At 70.7% G+C, this 14,087-nt stretch carries 13 protein-coding genes; 8 read left to right on the top strand and 5 right to left on the bottom strand.

All coding sequences use genetic code 11. The features are described from left to right. Positions 1-457: 457 nt before the first annotated feature. Positions 458-1,762, top strand: a complete 1,305-nt coding sequence (locus ACSRUE_RS44595; RefSeq protein ID WP_441288875.1) for a hypothetical protein — start codon at positions 458-460, stop codon at positions 1,760-1,762. Between the two features lie 258 nt (positions 1,763-2,020). On the opposite strand, the gene ACSRUE_RS44590 is transcribed toward ACSRUE_RS44595, so the two are convergent. Continuing rightward, on the bottom strand, positions 2,021-2,749 hold the full coding sequence (locus tag ACSRUE_RS44590) for a hypothetical protein (RefSeq protein ID WP_441288874.1): 729 nt from the start codon (positions 2,747-2,749) through the stop codon (positions 2,021-2,023). Positions 2,750-3,066: 317 nt separating this feature from the next. Between ACSRUE_RS44590 and ACSRUE_RS44585 the strand changes: the two genes are divergently transcribed. Both ACSRUE_RS44585 and ACSRUE_RS44580 read left to right on the top strand, forming a co-directional pair. Then, the gene (locus tag ACSRUE_RS44585; protein ID WP_437761565.1) at positions 3,067-3,372 is read left to right on the top strand and encodes a FadR/GntR family transcriptional regulator; all 306 of its coding nucleotides are present in this window, start codon (positions 3,067-3,069) and stop codon (positions 3,370-3,372) included. Next, positions 3,369-4,727 carry an FAD-binding oxidoreductase gene (locus tag ACSRUE_RS44580; protein WP_441288873.1) on the top strand — a complete coding sequence of 453 codons (1,359 nt, stop codon included), beginning with the start codon at positions 3,369-3,371 and terminating at the stop codon, positions 4,725-4,727. Before ACSRUE_RS44585 ends, ACSRUE_RS44580 begins: the two co-directional genes overlap by 4 nt. Before the next feature lie 52 nt (positions 4,728-4,779). Here the strand turns inward: ACSRUE_RS44580 and ACSRUE_RS44575 are convergent, their stop codons facing one another. Next, on the bottom strand, positions 4,780-5,373 hold the full coding sequence (locus tag ACSRUE_RS44575; RefSeq protein WP_437761563.1) for a hypothetical protein: 594 nt from the start codon (positions 5,371-5,373) through the stop codon (positions 4,780-4,782). Between the two features lie 673 nt (positions 5,374-6,046). Here ACSRUE_RS44575 and ACSRUE_RS44570 point away from each other — a divergent pair. From ACSRUE_RS44570 to ACSRUE_RS44560, 3 genes are all read left to right on the top strand, one after another. After that, a complete protein-coding gene (locus ACSRUE_RS44570; protein WP_441288872.1) occupies positions 6,047-6,955 on the top strand; it encodes an ABC transporter ATP-binding protein in 909 nt (302 codons plus the stop codon). Next, entirely contained in the window at positions 6,952-7,791 is an 840-nt protein-coding gene (locus tag ACSRUE_RS44565; RefSeq protein ID WP_437761561.1) for a hypothetical protein, read from the top strand. Before ACSRUE_RS44570 ends, ACSRUE_RS44565 begins: the two co-directional genes overlap by 4 nt. 90 nt (positions 7,792-7,881) lie before the next feature. Further along, entirely contained in the window at positions 7,882-9,015 is a 1,134-nt protein-coding gene (locus ACSRUE_RS44560; protein ID WP_441288871.1) for a hypothetical protein, read from the top strand. A 77-nt stretch (positions 9,016-9,092) separates the two neighbouring features. On the opposite strand, the gene ACSRUE_RS44555 is transcribed toward ACSRUE_RS44560, so the two are convergent. Beyond that, complete coding sequence (locus tag ACSRUE_RS44555; protein WP_437761559.1) at positions 9,093-9,479, bottom strand: VOC family protein; 387 nt, start codon at positions 9,477-9,479, stop codon at positions 9,093-9,095. Positions 9,480-9,532: 53 nt separating this feature from the next. Then, entirely contained in the window at positions 9,533-9,976 is a 444-nt protein-coding gene (locus ACSRUE_RS44550; RefSeq protein WP_437761558.1) for a helix-turn-helix transcriptional regulator, read from the bottom strand. 309 nt (positions 9,977-10,285) lie between these two features. Here ACSRUE_RS44550 and ACSRUE_RS44545 point away from each other — a divergent pair, with 309 nt between their 5' ends. Continuing rightward, entirely contained in the window at positions 10,286-10,921 is a 636-nt protein-coding gene (locus ACSRUE_RS44545) for an HD domain-containing protein (protein ID WP_441288870.1), read from the top strand. A gap of 260 nt (positions 10,922-11,181) precedes the next feature. On the opposite strand, the gene ACSRUE_RS44540 is transcribed toward ACSRUE_RS44545, so the two are convergent. Continuing rightward, complete coding sequence (locus tag ACSRUE_RS44540; RefSeq protein ID WP_441288869.1) at positions 11,182-11,448, bottom strand: hypothetical protein; 267 nt, start codon at positions 11,446-11,448, stop codon at positions 11,182-11,184. Between the two features lie 388 nt (positions 11,449-11,836). Here ACSRUE_RS44540 and ACSRUE_RS44535 point away from each other — a divergent pair, with 388 nt between their 5' ends. Next, a complete protein-coding gene (locus ACSRUE_RS44535; RefSeq protein ID WP_441288868.1) occupies positions 11,837-14,086 on the top strand; it encodes a prolyl oligopeptidase family serine peptidase in 2,250 nt (749 codons plus the stop codon). The last annotated feature ends 1 nt before the right edge of the window (position 14,087 follow it).

Raw genomic sequence — 14,087 nt, 5'->3', positions numbered from 1 at the left:
ATGGTCTCCGTTTCCTTTCTCGTGTTAAGCAGGAGCGTTGCTGCCGGCCGCACCCCAGAGGTCGAGCAGGCGAGAGACAGGGGGCCCACGACCCAGCCGAGGGTGCTGGTGCCCCATCCGCCTGGCGAGGGGAATTTCTCAATTCGACAAACTTTTTGCAACGCCCAGATGGATATGTGGCGACACTGCGGGATGGAGAGTCAATCTTTTTTCGCGGGCTCCTGGATGTGATGTTCCGCCCGGAAGGTCGCGCTCTGTTGCACGTGGCGCCTTCTCCGCCGCGAGCTCGCTCGCCGTCGGTCGAGCGGCAACATGGCGCTCCCAGCGGACCGCGCGCGGCGCGTGCTCCCGCGCTCCAGAGCCGTTTTCCGTCGTCCACCGCGGTCGTGCCGGTTTGCGTCCTCTGGTAAATTTGGAGCCGAGCTCGATCCTTCCCCTTGTGGCTTGCGGAGGTTCCATGTCCTCTTGTTCCCGCGCGCTCCCGCCCGTGCTCGCCGCCCTCGGTGTCGCCGCCCTCGTCTCGCTGCCCGGCCAGGCGCGCGCCGACGAGCCTTTTGCCATGTCGGTCGGGGTCTCCCTGTCGGTCTCCTTCGGTCCGAAGCTCGTCGCCTTCGGTCTGGGCGCCGACCTCCGCGCGACGTTCCTCATGGAGGGCAGCTTCGCCGGAGCGTTCGACTCGGGGCACATGGGATTCGGTCCGTTCGCGCAGGCGACGTGGCTCAACTTCTCTGCGGGCCGCTTCGCGATCGGCACCCACGGCGGCGGCGATCTGTCGCGCGACGCCAGCATCGACGGCGAGCTCGGCTGGATGTACCGCACCCCCTACCGCGACCTGCTCCCGGGGCAGCATGGTCTCCACGTCGGTGTGATGGCCAGCCTGCTCGACCCGGCGGTCATCGATTTCTCGACGGGCGCGGCCATTCCACTGTCGGGCGAACCGTTCGCCCCCGAGCAGATGTTGGGCGTGGGCGTCCACGCCGCTCCGATCTTCGGAGAGCGGTCCCATGGCATCGACGGCCGGCCGCTGCGCACGGCCGATGGCGTCGTGCTCCCGCCGGTGCTCGGGCTGGGCCCCGCTGTGTCGCGCCCGGCGCGGCTCGATCGCGCGACCCGGGCGGCGCTCGCGTCTGCGTGGCTGGACAGCGCGCGGGCCGAGTGCGGCTCGATCCCGGCGTTCCTCGCCCTCGCGCGGGACCTCGCGGCGGTCGGCGCGCCCGCGTCGCTCGTGGCGCGGGCGCTCGCCGCGCTCGGCGACGAGGTGCGCCACACGGCGCGCTGCAGCGAGCTCGCGAGCGCGCTCGCGGGGTGGCGCCTCAGGCCCGCGCTTCTCCCGCCTCCTGCGGCGCGCGACGCCGACCGGCAAGCGGCGCTCGTGCGGATGGCGCTCGAGGCGTGGCACGACGGCTGTCTCGGCGAGGGAGCGGCGGCGGCCCGGGCGCGCCGGTCGCTCGCGGGGGCGAGGGACGAGGGCGCGCGCGTGGCGCTCGGCGAGATCGCGCGCGACGAGGCGCTGCACGCCGAGCTCGGGTGGCGCGTGCTCGCCTACTGCCTGGCCGAGGGCGGGCGCGAGGTGCGCGAGGCGGTCGGCGACGCGATGACGGGGCCGGCGCCGGCGCCGCCGGCGGAAGACGCCGAGGTCGAGGGCGAGCGGAAGGAGGTGCAGGCCTTCGGTCGGCTCCAGCGCGCGGAGGCCGACGCCGCCTGGGACGAGACATCGGCGGCGGCGCGGCGCGACGGGGAACGGATGCTCGTCGCCGCCTGAGCGGCCGCGGCGAGCGCGCCTGGCGGCGAGCCGAGCAGTCGGAATTCAGCCTCACCTCGCTCGAATCCTTCTCGGGCAGCACCGGGGGAGGTGACACTAACCCCGCGCCGGCATCTAAGAAGCATGCTCGATAAGAGGAGCTTCGGCATCAACGAGAGTGCGCGGCAATAAGGGGGCAGCGTCTCCACAGCAAGGACGGCAGGGCGGCAGCCTCCGCGGGCTGGCGTGCTCAACCGGCCCGTGCCCTCGTCGATCGGATCAGGGGCAGGCCGTGGTCCTCGGGCGGCACACGTCGTCGCCACAGAAGCACGAGGTCCCCCCGCGGCAGTTGCTGCACGGATCGTCGTTGGGGGGCGGAGGCGGAGGCGGGGGCGGCGGCAGCGGCGGCGGCGGCGCGGAGCCGGTGGGGCAGTTGTCGCCCTCCGGGTTCGGGAGGAACGGCGCGTATCCCGCGGCCGCGAGCTCGGTCACCTTGTTCAACACGCGCCGCCCGCAGGTGCTCCCGTCCGTGAGGGCGGTCCACCAGCTGCAATCGACCTCCGCGACCTTGTCCTTTTGCCACCGGCTCGGTTGCGGCGCGCAGCTCGTGTCTTGATAGCGCTTCGCCGCGTAGATCTCGATCTCGACGCCATCCCAGTGCCTGTCCGGATCGATGTGGCACACGAGCGGCGGATCGCTCGTCGGCTGCCACGCCGGGCGGGTCCAGCTCGAGCAGTCATCCGGGTACGAGAACTCGAAGCCAGGCTCCCGCTCCGTGGCGCAGCACGTCTGGCCGCACGCGTAGGGGCCGCACGTGGTGCACGACGGATAAGCGCCGGGACAGCCGCCGAACGCCGATACGGTTCCGCTGGCGAGCGCCCCTTCGGACGTGCCCAGGGCATCCTCCTCCGGCTCGGCCGCGATGAAGGCCCCTTCGTCCTCGGACGACGCCGGGGGCGCCTCGAGCTCGGCGGTGCATCCGGATGCCGCGAATAAGCCAAGGATCACCGAAGCCGCAAGGAGCCTCGAGCAAGCAGCACCACGCTGTCTGGTAGCAAATTTCATGAAAGGTGTTCTCCCCGTGAAGACCGACGTGCGGCTGGCGCACAGAAGTGATTTATCTTCGTGGTGTGCATAACATATTGCCGTGTCATTTGCCATGGTAATGGTTGTAGAAAAATTGCATGTGCACGGACGAGCGGGAGCGCGATTGTCCAGCTCCGGAATGTGTCGCTCCCGGACCTCATCGAGCTGCGCGTCGCGATCGAGACGGCCGCGATGACCCGCTCTGCGGCCGCGCCGGTCGCCGCTCACCTCGACGAGGCGTGCGCCGCGCTCGCGGGGATGGGGCGGCCGCAGATCTCCCCACCGAGTTCCACGACGTCGATATCGCATTCCATGTTGCGCTGGTCGCGGCCTCTGGTAACCAGGTGCTCGCGCTCGTGATGGACGCGGTCAAGGACAGCTTCCGGCTCCACCTCGAAGAGGCGCTGCGGGCGCGCTCGTTCGCGGCGATCCGCCCGCGGGTGGTCGAGGGGCACCGGGCGCTCCTGCGCGCGATCGAGCGCGGTAACGCGAGGTCGGCCGCGACGCTCCTCAGGGCGCACCTCTCGGAGTTCTACGGCACATGAACCCGCTCGACGAGCTCGCCCTTGTCCTGGGCGACGGCCTGGTGACGGATCGGGACATCCTGGAGGGCTATCGCCGCGATCAGGCCCTCTGGGCGCCTGGCGGCTGGCCCGTCGCGGTCGCGCGGCCTGCCTCGACCTCCCAGGTGCAGGCGCTGGCGCAGTGGGCGACCCGGCACCGCACCGCGCTGGTGCCGCGCGGCGCCGGGACCGGGGTGGCGGGCGGGGCGACCGCCAGCGACGGCTGCGTGGTGCTGAGCTTCGAGCGCATGAACCGGATCCTCGCGATCGACGAGGCGGCGATGCTCGCCGTCGTCCAGCCGGGGGTGCTCAACGGCGAGCTCAAGGCCGCCGCGCACGAACGGGGGCTGTGGTATCCGCCCGACCCGTCGAGCTACGCCATCTCGACCCTTGGCGGCAACGTGGCCACCAATGCCGGCGGCCTGTGCTGCGTGAAATACGGTGTCACCTCCGATTATGTGCTCGGCCTCGAGGCGGTCCTCGCCGACGGGACGGTGCTCCGCACAGGCGGCCGGAGCCGCAAGGACGTCGCCGGCTACGATCTGACGCGGCTCCTGGTCGGCTCCGAGGGCACGCTCGCGCTGATCACCGAGATCACCCTGCGCTTGCGCCGGCGGCCCCCGCCGGCAACCACGCTGGTCGCGACGTTCGCATCGCTCGAGGCCTCGGGGCGGGCCGTCGCGGCGCTCGTCCGGTCAGTCGATGCGTCGATGCTCGAGATCATGGACCGCACGGCCCTCCGCGCCGTCGAGCGCTTCCGCCCGCTCGGCCTCGACACCGAGGCTGCCGCGATGCTGATCGCGCAGAGCGACGCGCCCGGGTCCGCCGAGCTCTCCTGCATGCAGGCGGCCTGCGAGGCCGCCGGCGGGACGGTGATCGCCACCACCGAGGACGAGAGCGAGGGGCAGATGATGCTCACCGCGCGCCGCCTCGCGCTCACGGCGGTCGAGCAGCTCGGCACGGTGCTCGTCGACGACGTCGCCGTGCCGCTGCCGCAGCTGCCGGAGATGTTCCGTCGAATCGAGGCGATCGCCGCCGCGACGCAGACCACCATCGCGACGGTGGCGCACGCGGGCGACGGCAACCTTCACCCTCTTGTCGTGTTCGATGGAAGCGACGCCGCGGCCGAGGCGCGCGCGGTCGCGGCCTTCAACCAGGTGATGTCGCAGGCGCTCGACCTCGGCGGCACGATCACCGGCGAGCACGGCGTCGGCACGCTCAAGCGCGGCCTCCTTGCCCGCCAGCTCGGCGCGGCGTCGCTCGCGCTGCACCGCCGCATCAAGCACGCCTTCGACCCGGGCGGCATCCTCAACCCCGGCAAGGTGATCGACGGCTGACGCGGCGTCATGTCCGCGCTGCGCGGCGCCGCCTCGCGCGGCGGCGCCGCGATCAGAGCCCGGTGTAGATGGTGGCGAAGGAGGCCGCCTCGCCGCGGAGCAGCAGGCTGAGACGCGGGTTCGGCACCTTGAAGGTGTGAATCTTGGCGTTCCGCACGTCGAGCACCGCGAAGGCGCCGCCCGGCGTGCTCTCCGCGAGGCCGTTCATGAGCAGGTTCAGCACGACCGAGACGCGCTTGGACGACAGCGGCTCCCCGCGGAAATACATCTTGATGACGTGGGGCGTCCCATCGATGACGAGCCCGAGCTCCGGATTGACGTTGATCTCGAGATCGCCCAGGCGGTACGTCGACACCGGCGGCTCGAACCACGTCATCTTCGTCGAGGCGAGGAACTTGCGATATCCATTCACCACCGACGGGTAGATGCGGCGGCGCCGCTCGTCGTGCTGCGCGGCGAGGAAGCCGTCGAGCACGCTGGTGGGCTTTCCGCTCCTGTGCATGTCGACGATCGCCTCTCGCACCTGCCTGTAAAAGTCGGTGTAGAGCTCGTCCTTCCGTTCCTTGAACTCCCTGACGCCGGTCAGCTTGGGCGTCCCGGCCTTGAGAACGAAGTCGACAAAGTACGTCAGCGAGATCTTTTCCATGAAGTCTCCTGCAAAACGAAGCATTCCGGCGCGCCATCGACACGCGTCGTACGAGAGACACGCCGTCGCGCCGCGTCCTTGGTGTCTACCATGGATAGTCATCTTCGACCCGTCGGGAAAGGGATCGGTCGGACGGACATTGTCCCAACCTGTCGAGGGCGGACGGATGCGCTGCGGGTTGAAAATATATTGTAATTACGAATGGTTGCGTGGGTGCCCGGGCGCGGTCCACCCGGCGGCGCGGGGCTCCTCGACGCCGCGCGAGCGGCCATGACGAGCGGAGGCGCGCGCGGCAAAGGTAATCGACAGAATCCAGCTGTTGTCCAGGGGATGTCCTGTGGAGAACCCCTGTGGAGAGCTGGAGAGGACGGGGCGTGATCGAGGCGTGGACCCGGTCGGACATGGTCTGTCAACACCACGTGCTCCTTGGCGCTTGACGCTGCCCGCGGGCGAAGGATGGGGCCGGAACGCCTCCGGAGCGTCTGGACTTCCCGCTCCCTCACGATGTGTTCTGCTCTGAACCTGTGTTTCGAGGTCGCCTCGGCGCGCGCCTGGTCGCGCCGTCGCGATTGGAGGATTCCTGCTCCGCTCTCCCTCGCCTCGGGCATTCCGCTTGCGTGCGGCGGTCGGCCGGCCAGACTACGCCGCCGTGCTCGCCATCGAAGCGTCCTCCGTGAGGAAGGTCTACCGCGGCTTCTTCCGCCGGAGCGGCGGGCAGACGGCGCTCGCGGGCCTCGACCTCGCCATCCAGCGCGGCGCCGCGTTCGGGCTCATCGGCCTCAACGGCGCGGGCAAGACGACGTTCATCAAGACGCTGCTCGGCGTGGTGCGCCCCACGAGCGGCGCCGTGCGCGTGCTCGGCGGCGAGCCGGAGGACCCGGGCGTGCGCGCCAGGATCGGGTACCTGCCGGAGCGGCTCTTCCTGCCCAGCGCGTTCACGCCGCGGCAGTTCCTCGCGAGCGTGGCCCGCATGAAGGGCCTCTCGCCGGGCGAGGGCGCGCTGCGCGCGCTGACCGAGAGGGTAGGGCTCGGGGCCGACTCGGACCGCAAGATCGGCGGGTTCTCGAAGGGGATGCGGCAGCGCCTCGGGCTCGCCGCGGCCTTGCTCGGGCAGCCCGAGCTGCTCGTGCTCGACGAGCCCACCGACGGCGTCGACCCGCTCGGCCGCGCCGAGATCCGCAGGATCCTGGGCGAAGAGCGCGCGCGGGGGGCGACCTTGTTCCTGAACTCGCACCTCCTGTCGGAGACCGAGCGCATCTGCGACCGCATCGGCATCCTCGCGGGCGGGCGGCTCGTGCGCGAGGGCGCGCTCGTCGCGCTGTGCGGCAGCGAGACGGCGTACCGCGTGCGGTTCGCGGACGGCGTCGACGCGGCGAGGCTCGCCGCGCTCGGGTTCCGCCCGATCGACGGGGAAGGCGGGTGGCGCCTGGAGGCCGAGAGCCCCGCGGCGCTCAACGAGGCGCTCGACGAGGCGCGGCGCGCGGGCGCCCTGCTCGTCGAGCTGTCGCGGGACCTGCGCGACCTGGAGGACGTGCTGGCGGAGGCGCTGGGCGCGGGCGGCGCCCGCGGAGGCGTGGCGTGAGGGCGGCGCTGAGCGTCGCGGGCGACCTCCTGCGCGAGGCCTCGTCGCGGCGGTGGTTCCTCGCCCTCGGGATCGGCGTCACGATGGCGCTCGTGGTGATCGGGGGCGCGCTGCAGCTCGAGGTGGTGGACGGCGCGCTCGCGGCGACGCGGCTCTTCGGCAAGGAGGTCGGCCGCGGCGACATCCGCTCGGTCGACGTCGCGCTCCGCTACGTCGGCCGCGCGCTTTCGTACGTGCTGTTTTACGGGGGGCTCGCGTTCGGGATCGTCTCCTGCGCCGATTTCGGCCCGAGCCTGCTGGCGCCGGGGCGCATCGAGCACCTGCTCTCGCTGCCCGTGCGGCGGTTCGAGCTCCTGCTCGGCACGTTCCTCGGCGTGCTCGCGCTCTCGCTCCTCAGCACGCTGTACGGCGCCCTCGGGATCACGGTCATCTTCGGGCTGAGGGCGGGCGTGTGGATGGCGAGCCCGATCGTGGCGGCGCTCCTCGCGAGCGTGACGTTCGCCGGCATCTACGGGGCGATGCTCACGACCGCGGTGATGGTGCGGAGCGCCGCGCTGTCCGCGGCGGTGGGGATCGCGCTGTTCATCCTCGGCATCGTCGCGGGGTACCGCGAGCAGCTCGACTCGTTCTTCGAGCCTGGCGTGGCCCGCGGGGCCTTCCGCGCGGCGACGCTCGTGCTGCCGCGGGTGTCGGCGCTCGCCGACGCGTCGGCGGAGTTCGCGGTGGCGACGGCGATCAAGGGGGATGTGCTCGCCAGCCAGGTGGCGGGGCTGCTCCTCTTCGGCCTGGCCGCGCTCGCGGTGGGCATCCACGTGTTCGAAGAGAAGGATTTCTAGGGTGGAGCGGCGATGCTCGGACGAGGCGGTGAGCGCTCGGAATCGGCGGCTCCGCGGCGCCTGGGCGGGGGTGACGACCCGATGAGACCGATGAAGAAGCGGGGCGTGTGGCTCGCGGCGGCGATGGTCCTGCTCGCGCTCGCCGCGTGGCTGATGTCGCGCGGCGACAAGGAGAAGCCCACGGTCCGGCCCCGGAAGATCGAGTTTCCGCGCCATCCGAAGCCGGCCGAGGTGGAGCGCGCCAGCCGTCGGCGCACGCTGCCGCCGCTGTCTGCGCCGCCGCCCGGCGTCGAAGCGCCGCAATGGAAGCGCGACCCGGTGCTCGCCGCCCTGCCCGCCGATCCGAAGCGCTCGGCCATGGTGTTCGAGATCGAGGCGCTCAAGGAGTCGCCGATCATGCAGATATGGCTCGATTGCATGCTGTCGCGCGGCGACGAGCGCGCCGGCCTGGCGCGCTTGAAGGACCGATACGGGATCGACGTGCTGGAGGACGTGGAGCGCATCGCCACGTCGAGCACGGGGCTCATGGTGCTCCAGGGATCGTTCGAGGGCGCGAGGTTCGAGCGGGAGCGATGGTCCACGCGGACGTACGGGGAGAGAGGTGTCCTCTACGAGGAAAAGGACACGGGCAGGGGCGTCGCGACGTGGGGGCCTGACGTCCTGATCTTGAACCCGCGCGCCGAGCCCGATCTCGTCGAGGACGCGATCGATCGGCTCGAATCGACCGATCCCGCGCAGGGATCCATCCTTCAGGAATACCAGGCCTACAGCGACGTCTATGGAGTGCTCTCGCCCGACGATCTCTCGAAGATGCTGCCGTCGGACCAGGACCAGCTCGCCGAGCGGATCCGAGAGACCGTCCAGCGGGTGGAGATCCACATCGACGCCTCGGAGGATGTCGCCGTCGTCGCCGAGGTCGCCGGCCCCGCCGGTCAGGAGATGGAGGACCTGTCGAAGCTGTTCGGCGCCGCGCTCTCCATGGGGCGGCTCAACGCGAAGCGCGAAGACAATGACGAGCTCGCCGAGCTGCTCGACCACGCGCGGGTGGAGACGCAGGCGCGGCGCCCTCCCTGGGCGAGCAAGCCGGAGGAGCAGCGCTTCTCGGTCGACGTGGCGCTGCCCGTCGAGCTGCTGAAGAACCTCGGCCCGTGTCGTCGAGACCGGCGCGATCCGGAGCGTGACATCAAGGCCGAGCCCGAGCCCGAGCCAGCGCCGCCGCGATGACGCGCGCAATGCCTCGCGAGCCGCTCGTCCCTGCGCGCCACCCTACCAGGGCCCGGGACGGCCCTGGCGATGGGGTATCAGAGCGGCTGATACAGCTGGATCAGGTTCCCGCAGGTGTCCGAGAACACCGCGATCATGACCGGGCCCATCGGGGTGGGCTCCTGCGTGAACGCGACCTGGTGCTCCTTGAGGCGAGCGAACTCGGCCTTGAGGTCCGACACCTCGAACGCGGTGAGCGGGATGCCCTGCGTGAACATCGCCTGCTGGAACGTCTTCGCCGCCGGGTTGGCGTTCGGCTCGAGCACGAGCTCGACGTCGTCGGGGCCCTCCGGCGAGACCACGGTGATCCACCGGTACTCGCCGACAGGGAAATCGCTCTTCTTCTTGAAGCCGAGCACCTCCGTGTAGAACTTGAGCGCGCGTGTCTGGTCCTCGACCATGATGCTGTTGAGCTTGATCCTCATCGATCGCCTCGCTGAGCTGACGGTTCGGGCCGACTCTGCCAGGGCCGCCCGGCTCACGCTTCTCGAAAACTGCGAAACGCGCCCGGCGGCAGCCGGCCCATCAGGGTGAGACAGCCGGGGGCGAGCTCCCACGGGAGCCTCCCCGGCACCTGGACCATCGCGCGCACGCGGCGCCGGTACGCCGACGGCGGCACGCCGATCCGCTGCGCGAACAGCGCGCTGAAGCTGCCGAGGCTGGAGAACCCGATCTCCATGCACACGTCGGTCACCGAGTGATGCCCGGCCGCCAGGAGCTGCTTGGCCAGATCCAGGCGCCGCCGGATGCGGTACTGGTGAGGGGTCACGCCGAACACCGCCTCGAACTGCCGGATGAAGTGGTAGGGCGAGATCGCCACCTCCCGCGCCACGTCCTCGATCGACAACCTCGACTCGCGCACCTCGGAGAGCAGATCCCGCGCCCGGCAGAGGTTCCTGAGCGCGTCGTGTCCGAGCAGCATCGCCGGCGACCAGGATAGAGCGTGGCGGCGGCTGGCTCAAGCGACCCACCGGAGGGGCGCGCAAGAGGCCGCTCAGACGAGCAGCTCGGGTCGGGAAAGGCGAGGGACCGGGCCGAACGGGCCGCGCGCGCCGCAGAGCGAGCGCCCGCCGTGGCCGAAAATGCAGCTTCATTGTCTTTCGGGACAGACGCGCCGTCTGTTACCCACTTGCGGGGCGCCGGCGGCGCGGCCGCGGGCTCGCGCGCTGCGCCGCGGTGACGGCGCTTCGTGACGTCCCGAGCCAGGCCCAAGCAAACCCGGGAGGAGCCAATGAACGCGATCGAGCTACCCGAGATTCCTGACAGCGCCCTTTGTGTCGAGGCGACCGAGCACGCCAGGGCGGTCAGCGCCCCGTTCCTCTTCAACCATGTGGCGCGCACGTACGTCTTCGGCGACGCGCTGGGGCGGCGCAGGGGCCTGTCGTACGACCGCGAGCTGCTCTATCTGGCGTGTGTGTTCCACGATCTGGGCCTCACCGACTCGGCCCCCGTCGAGACGCGCTTCGAGGTCGAGGGGGCCGACGCGGCCAGGGCTTTCCTGGCCGCGCGCGGGGTCGGCGCGCGCGAGCAGGAGATCGTCTGGGACGCGATCGCCCTGCATACCACCGTGGTGATACCCCAGCGCAAGCGCCCCGAGATCGCCCTTTGCCAGATGGGCGCGGCCATCGACGTCGGCTACGCGCCCCGGACGCTCCTGCCCGAGCGGCTCGTCGAGGAGGCGCTCGGGCGCTACCCGCGGCTCGGCTTCAAGGAGGCGATGACCTCCGCGTTCTGCGGGCTGCTCCGCCGAAACGAGGCGGCCGCGGCCACCTCGCCGGTCGTGGCCGACGTCGGCGAGCGCAGGCTCGACGGGTTTCGACCCGTCCACTTCTGCGACGTCATCGCGGGCGCGGCGTTCGACGAGTAGCGCCATGAGGAGCTCGGAGCTCTCCAGCCCGAAGAGGCTCTCCCACGCCACCGGGGAGGAGCTCAGGTGACGCGGAGTCAATGCCGCGGGTCGGAAATCCTGCGGGGACCCTGCCTCGCGAGCGGAGAGAGATTCAACGCAAAGACGCCAAGAGCGCAAAGACGCAAAAAGACATTTGTTCATTATTGCGCCTTTGCGCCTTTGCGCCTTTGCGTTGAAATCTCTCTCCGGAGCCCTGGCTGGACTCCTGGTGGGTGGAACTAGCCTCTGACCTCCTCGTCCTCGTCTCTTGGAGGCGGAGGGCGCTCGCCCGCGGCGACCTGGAGCTCGCGGACGATCGAGAGGAGGGCCGGACAGCAGATGCGCTCGACCACGGAGCCGTCGGGCGCGAGCTCGAAGCTCGGCGGCTCGCCATGCACCGGGCAAGCCACGTCGGCGTACCTCGACTCGAGATCTTTCAGGACGCTCTCGTCGACCTCGCGGACCTCGCCCTTCGCAGCCGCCCCTTCGTTCCCGTGTGTCGTCATGCGACGCATGGTAGCAGGAAGGGCGCCGCGCCTCGTCCTGCCCGGTGCCCAGGGGGCCCAGGCGACCTCTGCCATCGACGCAGGGGCGCCGGCGCCCCGCGGCCTCAGCCATCGAGGCGCCGTGACCAGAGCGGCCGCCCGGAATCAGGAGGACAAAATAGCAGCGCCGCCGGGCGCCTCGGGGGATTAGGCGGAGGCCGCCGGCGGAGCTGGCTCAAGGCTAAGCATTCTCCGTACCAGGTACACCCTTCGGAAAATCCCCTACTTATGTCTCGGGCGCCGATCGGGCGGGTTTCGATTCTGCGAGGATCCGGCTTGCACGGTTGCAGGATCGCGACGGCGCTCGCCCACTTCCGTGACCGCCGTCTTGCCGGCTAGCGTCGGGGACATGAACCGCCTGCGTACGACCCCCGCCGTCACCCTGGCGCTGCCGCTGCTCGCGGCGTGCAGCGCCCCCGCGTCGAGGCCGCTGGACAAGCCGGCCGCGTCCCCGGCCGCCGCGACCCCGCCGCCGCACGCCGCGCCGGCAGCGCCCCCCGGACCGGGGCGGCTTCCTTACCCGGCGACCGCGAAGCGGCCCGTGGCGAGCGAGTACCATGGCGCCCGGGTCGTCGACGACTACCAGTGGCTGGAGGACGGGAGCTCCCCCGAGGTGGAGCGCTGGGTCGCCGAGCAGAACCAGCTCTCGCGCGGCACCCTCGACGCCGTGCCGGCGCGCGGCGCGATCCGGGCGCGCGTGCAGGAGATCCTGTCGGCGACCTCCGCGAACCACTACGCGCTCGACGAGGCCGGCGGACAGATCTTCGCGCTCAAGGACCAGCCGCCGAAGCAGCAGCCTTTCCTCGTCGTCCTGAGGTCCGTGAACGACCCCGCCTCCGCGCGGACCCTCGTCGATCCGGAGGTCATCGACCCCAAAGGGCACACGACCATCGACTGGTTCGTCCCGTCGCGCGACGGCAAGCAGGTGGCTGTCTCCCTGTCCGAAGGCGGCACCGAGAGCGGGACCGTGCACGTCTACGACGTGGCGACGGGCAAGGAGACGGGCGACACCGTGCCTTACGCGAACAGCGGCACAGCGGGCGGCAGCCTGGCGTGGACCGGCGACGGCAAGGGGTTCTACTACACCCGGCACCCCCGGCCCGGGGAGCGCCCGCGAGAGGACATGGGCTTCTTCCAGCAGATCTACTTCCACAAGCTCGGTACGCCGGACAAGGACGACAAGTACGCGCTCGGCAAGGAATTCCCCCGCATCGCCGAGGTCGAGCTCACGACGAGCGAGAGCGGCAAGCTCGTGCTCGCCAGCGTCCAGAACGGCGATGGAGGCGAGTACTGGCACTATCTCCTCGACGCTTCGGGCAAGTGGGCGCGCTTCGCCGATCTGCCCGACAAGGTCATCCGGGTCGTGTTCGGCGCCGACGACCGGCTCTACCTCCTGTCGCGCAAGGACGCGCCGCGCGGCAAGGTGCTGCGCCTCTCGCCGGGCAAGCTGGACCTCGCCAAGGCGGAGCTCGTCGTGCCCGAGAGCGAGGCGGTGATCCAGGGCTTCTTGCCCACGACAGGGCGGCTCTACGTCCGCGATCTGCTCGGCGGCCCGTCGCAGGTCCGCGTCTTCGATCTGAAGGGCAAGGCGCTCGGGACGGTGCCGATCCCGCAGGTCTCCTCGGTGCGGCAGGTCGTGCGCACCCAAGGCGACGACATGCTCTTTCGCGGCGTGAGCTACACCGAGCCGGCGGCCTGGTTCGCGTACTCGGCCAGGGACGGCAAGGTGACGAAGACGCCGCTCGCGATGACGGCCCCTGTCTCCTATGCCGACGTGGAGGTCGCCCGGGAGGCGTGCACCTCGAAGGACGGGACCAGGGTTCCCATCAACATCTTGCGCCGGAAGGGCACACCTCTCGACGGGACCGCGCCGGCGCTGCTCACGGGATACGGCGGCTACGGGACGAGCATGGCTCCCGGGTTCAACCCGCTCTGGCGGCTGTGGTTCGACCAGGGAGGGGTGGTCGCGATCGTCAACCTGCGCGGCGGCGGCGAGTTCGGGGAAGCGTGGCACCGCGGCGGCAACCTGACGAAGAAGCAGAACGTCTTCGACGACTTCGCGGCGTGCGCGCAGCACCTCGTCGACGGGCGCGTCACGAGCCCGGCGCGGCTCGCCATCCGCGGCGGCTCGAACGGCGGTCTGCTGATGGGAGCGCAGCTCACGCAGCACCCGGAGATGGTGAAGGCGGTCGTGTCGCACGTCGGTATCTACGACATGCTCCGGGTGGAGCTCACGCCGAACGGGGCGTTCAACGTGACCGAGTTCGGCACGGTGAAGGACCCCGAGCAGTTCAAGGCCCTTCACGCCTACTCGCCGTATCACCACGTCAAGGACGGGACCGCCTATCCGGCGACCCTGTTCCTGACCGGCGCCAACGACCCGCGGGTGGATCCGTGGCACTCGCGGAAGATGGCGGCGCGGATGCAAGCGGCCTCGCCGGGCCCGGCGCCCATCCTGCTCCGGGCGAGCGGCTCGACGGGCCACGGGGCCGGGACGCCGCTCTCCGAGGAGATCGAGGAGCAAGCCGACGTGTTCGCGTTCCTCTTCAAGGAGCTCGGGCTCGGCGCCCCGCCCGCCAGGGACGACGCGGCGCCGTAGC

It is taken from the genome of Sorangium sp. KYC3313, from assembly GCF_052075895.1.
Lineage (GTDB): Bacteria > Myxococcota_A > Polyangia > Polyangiales > Polyangiaceae > Sorangium > Sorangium cellulosum_B.
This window is presented reverse-complemented; position numbering and strand designations above follow the sequence as displayed.